Below are 8,251 nucleotides of genomic sequence, written 5' to 3' on the forward strand. Positions count from 1 at the left end.
AACGACTTGCGTACCACGCTCGATTTCTACATTGATATTTGAACCGCTCTGCTTTTCTTCAAAAGTTGTCATTCTTCGGGTTTCAGGGATCAACCAAACATCAAACCAGCCTTCATTTTTATTCACGTCCGAAACAGTCAGGCTCGCACCATTCAAAGCAATATAACCTTTAGGGAAAATGTACTTACCCCATTCGCGTGGTACTGATATACGGACACGATAGTTATCATCGATTTGTTGCACGTCAAGAACTGATGTTTTGAAATCAATATGTCCTGAGAGGGGATGGCCGCCGATTTCGGCTCCGTCTTTTGCCGCACGTTCTACATTGACTCTTTGGTTCTGTTCGTATTCACTCAGTGTGGTAATCTCCAAACTTTTCAGCATGACGTCAAACTTCACTTTTGTGGTCGAAACTATCTCTGTAACCGTTAAGCAAACCCCATCGACTGCAACACTTGCACCAATTTCCAAGTTATTGCAGAAACCAGGTTCAAACTCAATGTTAAATGTTCTTATGCCTTTGTGGTCACTGATTGATGAGATAAGACCGACAGACTGAATGATACCTGTGAACATTGTTGTTTCCCCTGTTATACCCATGTGTTCATGTTGTCGTCAGTATTCTGAACCAGTTGCTCCTTAATTCCTAGCGTCTTCTCTCATGGCTAATGATTCATTTCACACGATGGTTCTTCTGAGATTATGACTCTTCTAAAACATAGCGAATCAGCTGCTGCGCATCATCGAGATAATGACCGCCAAAGCAGTTACAGTGATTGAGAATGTGGTAGAGATTATAAATATGCTTGCGTTCTTGGTATGACAGCTCTAACGGTAAAATACTTTCATACCCTTGGTAGAATTCAGGTTCGAATCCACCGAATAGTTCTGTCATGGCAATATCACACTCCCGATCCCCCCAATAACTGGCGGGGTCAAAACAGAAGGGCGTATATCCGTTGTCTGCCACATTACCATGCCATAAATCTCCGTGGAGTAATGAGGGTTTGGGTTGATGAGATCCAAGTTGTTGAGCGATGAGTTCGACAAATTTGTCGATATCAACAAACACGATTCCTTTTTCATACAGCAGTTGTAACTGCCAGCCGATTCGCTGTTCGGCAAAAAAACGATGCCATTTTTTGTTCCATGAATTGGGCTGGATGGTCACGCCAATATAGTTATCCTGATCAAAACCATACTCTTTTTGTTCTTCCCATTGATGGAGGCGAGCTAACTGTTCACCGAAAAGGTAGCTGCGTTCTCCGCTCTCTAGCGGTTTTAAATTGATATAATCCAGCACAAGAAAGGCATGGGTCTTTGAACTGCCGACCAATCGTACTTTGGGAAGGTTAACACTCTGACTACGCGCAAGAACCTTGAGGTTATCTTGTTCGCAAATCAATTGTGAGAGTCCTTCTTTCTCCGTGACTTTGACAAAATATTTATCGTATCCGTCACCGATGACATAGCAGGCATTGATATCACCGCCATGAATTCTTTGTCTCTCGTGAATCTGAAATTCTCTGCCTAATGTAAGTGATAGTTGTTCTACGATACCTTGCCACATAACGATATTACCTCGCAACGACGCCTTCGTAAGTCTAGGTGAGAGTCACTCATTTTTCCTATTCTTTATAATTAATAGTGACTTGGATAGGATACATCCCCTGAATAGTGTGATTTAATGCATATTCTGCTGTTCCGATTTGAACATTCAGTTCTTGAAATTCGTTACAGATTGTCGATAGACTGTGCTAAACGTTCAAAAACAATAATTTTCTGAACATCACTAGTGTAAAAATTGCGTTCTATAATTAGAATAGAAGTAATCGCTGACTTAGACATGAATCATTGTGGAGTACAAAAGTGGTTGTAGAAACCGAAGGCTATTTGGCATTGATCGAGCATCTCTCATTAAATCTCGACGTGTTCATGCACGAAGGCGATATAGGTCAGGAGAGTGTTGAGGACGTTGTGACGGATTTAGTTGCAAGTAATATTATGGATATTTTCGAACAAAATCCTGAGCTTCATTCAAGTGTGCGTTTTCAACTTCTGAAAGAAGCGGATATGGTTGCGGAAGATTTGGAAGAAGTGCTGGCTGGATGCTGGAAGAAAAAAGCAACCAATGAGCAGATTAGTTTTCTGGATGAGTTTATCTCGTTAATGAAAAACCTGTTTGATACAGCTGTTGCAAAGTATGACTGAGTATGAAAAATAATCTACTTTAATGTTAGATCTTAGTGATATAACTATCACCGTCATAAATTTGTCATATAACTGTTACACGACTGAAATTTTTTATTCTTAGCATCAACGCAGGTATTCACAGATGACCAACTCAGATGCTACATATTTTCAAATTTTTTTCCTCATCCTCCCTTATCAGAATTATCAGCGCTTGTTTCGTTGCCTTTATTCTGTTTGTTGTGCTGCTTTCCTATCAGGGACTCCGTGGGCTTCATTCTGTCGCCGGGCAATTTGAGCATTTATCCAACCGGGCATTCCCTCTGGCAATTACCAATGCGCGGCTTGTGCAAGCTATTCTAGAGAATACCAAGCTGATGAGTGCTGGTATTCGAACAGCGCAGCAAGATCAACTCACCCAGATTCGTGCTGGCATTGATCAAAAAATCAATGCCACACAAAGTTTATTAGAACAGCTCAAGCAAGAGGTCGATTATACCTCTCAACAGAGCAGCCTCACCAAAGAACAGGTTGATACGATTATTCGTGATGCGGATACCTTTGTCTCTCTCAGCCGTTCATTGATGTCGATACAAGCTGAGAAGTTAAAGGAGCAAGTGCAGTTAAAAGATGCTGCTGAGACCTTTCGTTATGGCGTGAGTTCTATCGGACCAGAAATGAACCGTATTGCCAACATGCTGGCTTTTGAAAATCCGGAAGCAATGGACGCCGCAAACCGTTTTGTCGCTAACGCTGCAAAAATGGAAAGTTTGTTTTTGATGCTGATGATGGAAAAAGATGAAGCGACTGCCCAACAATTTTATAAGACGCTGAGAACCCGTGAGTCAGCCGTATCACTGGCTTTCGATGATTTTCGGGAAATGTACCCCGAAGTGTCTGAATTTGCCAGTCTGACTGCCCCTTATGAACTCATGGAGAAAGGGTTTGCTGAACACGGTGTCATCAAGAAGGTGCTGGCACAAATTGACCTGATCCACAAACAGGATGAGCAACTCAATCAAGCGATCGGTATTGCAACCGGAACCATTCAGAAGCTGGATGCGATTTCACAAGATGCCAGCCAGCAAATTAAGAGTAATCAGTCTCTGGTGAAAGAGACGCTCAGCCTGACAACCACTGCTCAGGTGTGGTTCATGGTGGTTGCGATTATTGTTTTGGTTATCGTATGGTTTCTTTTACGCCGCTGGGTACTACATAGTCTGCGTCATATCCTGACAGAATTGCATTCTCTGGCACAAAAAGACTTCTCGGATAATCTGATTGAATCAGGCCCGTCAGAGTTGAGAAAGGTTGCGAGAAATCTGAATGAAGTGGTTGATGCCATCCGTCTGTCACTCAATCAAGTCACGGAAACCTCCTCATCACTCTATCAGGCCTCTGAAATCAGTCATCAAGCTTCAGAAAGTAGTCAACGACGTTTGACGCGCCAAAATGAAGCACTGGCAGGAATGAGCACCACCATGACCGAAATTGAAGCTTCGATTAGCGAAATTGCATCAATTACCGGTGATACCCATCAGGAAAGCCAACTGTCCGTTGCTCATGCCCAAAAAGGGCTCGAAGTACTGCTTCAGAATCAGGATGCATTGAAATCTCTCAATGCTCGGCTGGACAGTAGTGATGATGCCATGAATGAATTAGTTGAGCGGGTTGATCAGATTCAGGGCATGGTCAATCTGATCAGTGGGATTGCTGAGAATACCAATTTGCTTGCCTTAAACGCTGCAATAGAAGCTGCGAGAGCGGGAGAGCAGGGCCGGGGGTTCGCTGTGGTTGCCGATGAAGTCAGAAAGTTAGCCAGCGGTACATCTGAACAGACAACCAACATTCGTCAACTCATGTCAGAGTTGGTTTCATCCGCAAATCGATCACGTCAGGCCGTGAATGATTCACGCGAGCAGATGTCACTGGCATTACAGTCAGGGGAAGAAGTTAAGTCGTCATTCACTTCGATTGAATTATCCGTTCAAGGCATTTGTACGCGTGTTGAACAGATCTCTGTCGCGGCGGAACAGCAAGAAAAAGCCACGGCAGAGGTGAATCATTCCATCGCGTTAATTGCTGAACAGGGACAGCATACGGCGTTAAGTTTACAGGAAGTTGTCGGTAGTGCCGGGCAGGTTTCTGACATCGCAAATCAGCAACAGACGATGTTGTCACAATATCAATTGTCAGCAATATCAACCACCACAGCATCCGCTTAAACCTCATCTATTTTATCTCGGTGCCAGGCATCTTGTTTGGCACCGATTCATTTCTGGATGTATCATATCCGCATTGGATTCGCTCAAAGCTTTGCCATGAAAAGCTGTGCCATGAAAAGCTGTGCCATGAAATAGTGGCGTCACATCCAAATCTTTATGGGCCTTGTCAATATAAAACAGAGATGCGGATGCATCTGCATTCACCAGTCAGGGAGCCCATCCAAGACCATCACAGTATTTATAGAGGGGTTGCGAGATGTATTACGGCTTTGATGTCGGTGGAACGAAAATTGAGTTTGGTGCATTCGATACAACATTGACCCGAGTCGCAACCGAACAACTGCCAACACCGCTGAAATGTTATGACCGGTTTATCGAGGTGATCGCGGCGCAGGTTGAAAAGTATGATGAAATTTTGGGCTGTGTGGGTCAAGTCGGTTTAGGGCTGCCCGGGACAGAACGTGCTGATGATGGCACACTGCTGGCGGTTAACATTCCGAGTGTCAATGGCCGTTGTTTACGTCGGGACTTGGAACAACGTCTGCAACGCCCCGTCCGGTTAGAAAACGATGCGAACTGTTTTATCTTGTCTGAAGCATGGGATGATTCGCTGCGGGACTGTCCTTCGGTGATGGGCCTCATTTTAGGGACTGGATTTGGCGGCGGGCTAGTCTATTGCGGTGAAGTATTTTCCGGCAGAAATCATGTCGCAGGAGAAGTCGGACATACGCGGATACCCATTGATGCGTGGTTTTGGTTAGGAGACAATCCGCCTTTATTCCAATGCGGATGTGGCCAGCAGGGGTGTCTGGAGAGCTATATTTCTGGTCGCGGGTTTGAGGGGTTATATCAACATCGGCACGGACAATTCAAACCTGCCGTCGAGATCATTGACAACTTTTACGCCGGTGATGCAACAGCAAGCGACTTTATTGATTTTTTCATCGAACTTCTGGCGATATGTCTCGGGAATTTATTTACCGCCCATGATCCACATACCGTTGTTCTTGGTGGCGGATTATCAAATTTTGAACAGCTCTATCAGGAGTTGCCGCAGCGAATCCCACGCTATTTGTTACCCATCGCACAATGTCCGGAAATCAGAAAAGCAAAATATGGCGCAACTGGTGGCGTCCGGGGCGCTGCATTTTTAAACCTTCAACCTTGAATACGACCATATCGCATATCAGTCTTGTTCTATTGTGGTGTAGCAGTCTGATTTATTCAGGCTGCCATGCCTTTCATTTCATGTGAGACGGAAAATCCTGTACATATTGCATCACAAATTCAGCAATCTGAGCGGCATCATTCAGATCTAGACAAGGCAGCGGGCAAGAAATAACGCGATCCGTTGCGACGGCAATAATATCCGGGTCATCAGGATAGAGCCATGGTTTATCTAATTTGTGACGGTGTAACTCAATTTTGGCAAAATGCTGTTCCTTACATCCTTCAACCAGAATTAAATCCAGACGCTCGGTATCAAATTGGTGTAGTAAATGATAAAAATCGGGGGGTGTTGATGCCTCGGGAAATTCGGTGGTCAGAATCGCTCGCTCCGGTGTCGAAAGTAAGGTTTGAAATGCCCCCGCTTTGCGTAGCCGAAAACTATCTTTTCCGGGTTTATCTTGTTCGACGACGTGATGTGAATGTTTATAAACCCCCACGCGGATACCACGTGCAATCAATCGGGGAATCAAAGACTCAAGCAGTGTTGTTTTTCCGGTTCCGGAAAAAGCCGCAAAGCCGAGCACCGGGATATTGGGCAGTTTGTCTGAAAGACTGGTCATGTGAATGATCTACCTCAGCAGGTTGTTTCGGGATCAGGCCAGCTGTTGATCTTTCGGATTTAACAGTTGTTCTGGAGTATTCACATTCATGAACATCGCCTGAATATCGTGACAATCAACGGGACGGGCCCCGATTTGATCAAAAAAACGCATTACTTTTCGCTCGCCTTGTTCTAAAAAGTGTTCAAGCTGAGTGAGAACAGAACGGTGAGCGAGGGCATAGACCGGCTGATATTTTTCACCGTCATGAGCGACATAGACCTTTCCGCCACTCTCGCTTGCCTGACAGAAACGCTGAACCAAATCGTGGCTGACTTGAGGACCATCACAGGGAAGCATGCCAACCCATTCCGTTTTAGCATGTTTTAAGGCGCTGTGTAGTCCTGCCAAGGGGCCGGGGTAATCCGGATAGAGATCTTCAATGACGGGGGCGTATTGCCGGTAAGCCGCTTGATTACGATTGGCACAGATCCAAAGAGAGGAGACCTGAGGTTGCAGCGCGTCAATCACCCGCTGGATTAATGGCCGTCCCTGATAAACTAACAGTCCTTTATCATGACCACCCATCCGCGAAGATTGACCTCCGGCAAGAATCACCCAAGTAATTTGATGTTCTTCAAGCATATTGTATTTACTTCATACCGAGACAGGCTGTCACTTTATCTCAATCATAATTTATCTCAACTACAATCTTGTTAACTGCAAGCTGGTTTAACGACAATGCCGCTGTCTGGCTGGTGATGTGCATGGGAGTTTCTGATTTGGTTACTTTTGAAATAAGATCACGAAACAATTGAAGAAATGACATGGATTTGATGAATCGTTAGGTGAAATGGTGACAATAACGCCATGGTAGGCGACAATATTCCGTATGTTATTCTGAATAATAAACATCTTTTCCTGAAAGTAGTGGATCATATAGCCGAGAATCATACTTGTGAAATTCCTGACCGAACGACAATTTCTGACCTTTTCTGTACTGATGATTAGCCAGCAGCCAGAAGTTCAGGTGCAGTTTGTTCGTGCTTTATCTGGGTTGGTTTCCGGATTAGATACCATCAGTAATCTTCAGGATGATAGTAAGTTATTGGCGCTTTATGACTTGATTATTCTGGATGTCAATGGGTGCCAACCCCATGAAGTTGCTCAAATTTCGTCACGTTTTGAAGGCGAAATATTGCTGCTGTTGACTGAAAATGAACTCAAATCAGACCTTGTTCAAGGACGCTATTACCTATTACCCCCATTAAATGAGCATCAGATTCAGCAGGCTGTTAAGTGTGCCTTACAACGGTTGATTGAAACCCAAAAATATACCGTGCTGACACAGGCATTAGACAAGTATCACCAGACAACGATTGTTGGCAATTCGGATAGAACGAAATATCTTAAGCAACAGATCATGCAGTATGCACCGTCAAAAGCACCCGTTTTGATTGAGGGTGAATCCGGCACGGGGAAAGAGTTGGTAGCCCGGGCTATCCATGAAGCGAGTGGACGAGTCGGGCCTTTCGTGGTGGTGAATTGTGCGGATATACATTCGGATGCATTAATTACAGAGCGGTTATTTCATCATGGTGGTTCACTACGCCTTGCCAATCATGGCACGCTATTTCTGGATGGTATTGAAAATATCTCTGCCGATTTTCAACATATTTTGGTTCAGTTATTGGAAGGGCGAACTGTCCAGTCGCAAGGGGGAAGTTCATCGTATTTGATTGATGTTCGTTTAATATCCGCAAGTACGAAAGGGATGATCAATATTGTCAGGGACAATGGGTTTTGCAGAGAATTATATGAACGCTTGTCAGTATTAAAAATGAATATTTCACCATTGCGTGATAGATTGAGTGATTTAAGGGAATTATTCCCTTATTTAACTCGGCGCCTTTGTAAGCAATTATCACTTCCTATACCCGTGTGGTTAAATGAATACGATTTTGATCAGGGTAAATATAACTGGCCGGGAAATGTAAGAGAAGTTATTAATCTGATTGAGCGATGCTTGATTATAAATAAATCCCCTAATGATTATTGGCATGA

At 44.1% G+C, this 8,251-nt stretch carries 8 protein-coding genes; 4 read left to right on the top strand and 4 right to left on the bottom strand.

Going from position 1 to position 8,251, the window contains the following annotated elements:
• Both AC55NX_RS20080 and AC55NX_RS20085 read right to left on the bottom strand, forming a co-directional pair.
• The coding region (locus AC55NX_RS20080) for a riboflavin synthase subunit alpha (protein ID WP_496997341.1) at window positions 1–579 on the bottom strand (579 nt) is incomplete at its 3' end.
• Window positions 580–703: 124 nt separating this feature from the next.
• On the bottom strand, window positions 704–1,573 hold the full coding sequence (locus tag AC55NX_RS20085; protein WP_496997342.1) for a fructosamine kinase family protein: 870 nt from the start codon (window positions 1,571–1,573) through the stop codon (window positions 704–706).
• Window positions 1,574–1,872: 299 nt separating this feature from the next.
• Here AC55NX_RS20085 and AC55NX_RS20090 point away from each other — a divergent pair, with 299 nt between their 5' ends.
• From AC55NX_RS20090 to nagK, 3 genes are all read left to right on the top strand, one after another.
• The gene (locus AC55NX_RS20090) at window positions 1,873–2,214 is read left to right on the top strand and encodes a DUF3802 family protein (protein WP_496997343.1); all 342 of its coding nucleotides are present in this window, start codon (window positions 1,873–1,875) and stop codon (window positions 2,212–2,214) included.
• A gap of 137 nt (window positions 2,215–2,351) precedes the next feature.
• Window positions 2,352–4,418, top strand: coding sequence for a methyl-accepting chemotaxis protein (locus tag AC55NX_RS20095; protein ID WP_496997344.1), 2,067 nt, complete (start codon window positions 2,352–2,354; stop codon window positions 4,416–4,418).
• Between the two features lie 256 nt (window positions 4,419–4,674).
• On the top strand, window positions 4,675–5,586 hold the full coding sequence (gene nagK, locus AC55NX_RS20100) for an N-acetylglucosamine kinase (RefSeq protein ID WP_496997345.1): 912 nt from the start codon (window positions 4,675–4,677) through the stop codon (window positions 5,584–5,586).
• Between the two features lie 73 nt (window positions 5,587–5,659).
• Here the strand turns inward: nagK and mobB are convergent, their stop codons facing one another.
• Both mobB and mobA read right to left on the bottom strand, forming a co-directional pair.
• A complete protein-coding gene (gene mobB, locus AC55NX_RS20105) occupies window positions 5,660–6,208 on the bottom strand; it encodes a molybdopterin-guanine dinucleotide biosynthesis protein B (RefSeq protein ID WP_496997346.1) in 549 nt (182 codons plus the stop codon).
• A 33-nt stretch (window positions 6,209–6,241) separates the two neighbouring features.
• Window positions 6,242–6,832, bottom strand: a complete 591-nt coding sequence (mobA, locus tag AC55NX_RS20110; RefSeq protein WP_496997347.1) for a molybdenum cofactor guanylyltransferase MobA — start codon at window positions 6,830–6,832, stop codon at window positions 6,242–6,244.
• A 313-nt stretch (window positions 6,833–7,145) separates the two neighbouring features.
• Here mobA and AC55NX_RS20115 point away from each other — a divergent pair.
• A partial coding sequence (locus AC55NX_RS20115; protein WP_496997348.1) for a sigma-54-dependent transcriptional regulator occupies window positions 7,146–8,251 on the top strand: 1,106 nt, incomplete at its 3' end.

The sequence above is a fragment of the Vibrio rubrogenes genome, assembly GCF_059641415.1.

Coding starts and splice junctions, on each gene's coding strand:
- AC55NX_RS20085 (WP_496997342.1), bottom strand. CDS start 1,573: ATGTGGCAAGGTATCGTAGAACAACTATCACTTACATTAGGCAGAGAA.
- AC55NX_RS20095 (WP_496997344.1), top strand. CDS start 2,352: ATGCTACATATTTTCAAATTTTTTTCCTCATCCTCCCTTATCAGAATT.
- nagK (WP_496997345.1), top strand. CDS start 4,675: ATGTATTACGGCTTTGATGTCGGTGGAACGAAAATTGAGTTTGGTGCA.
- mobB (WP_496997346.1), bottom strand. CDS start 6,208: ATGACCAGTCTTTCAGACAAACTGCCCAATATCCCGGTGCTCGGCTTT.
- mobA (WP_496997347.1), bottom strand. CDS start 6,832: ATGCTTGAAGAACATCAAATTACTTGGGTGATTCTTGCCGGAGGTCAA.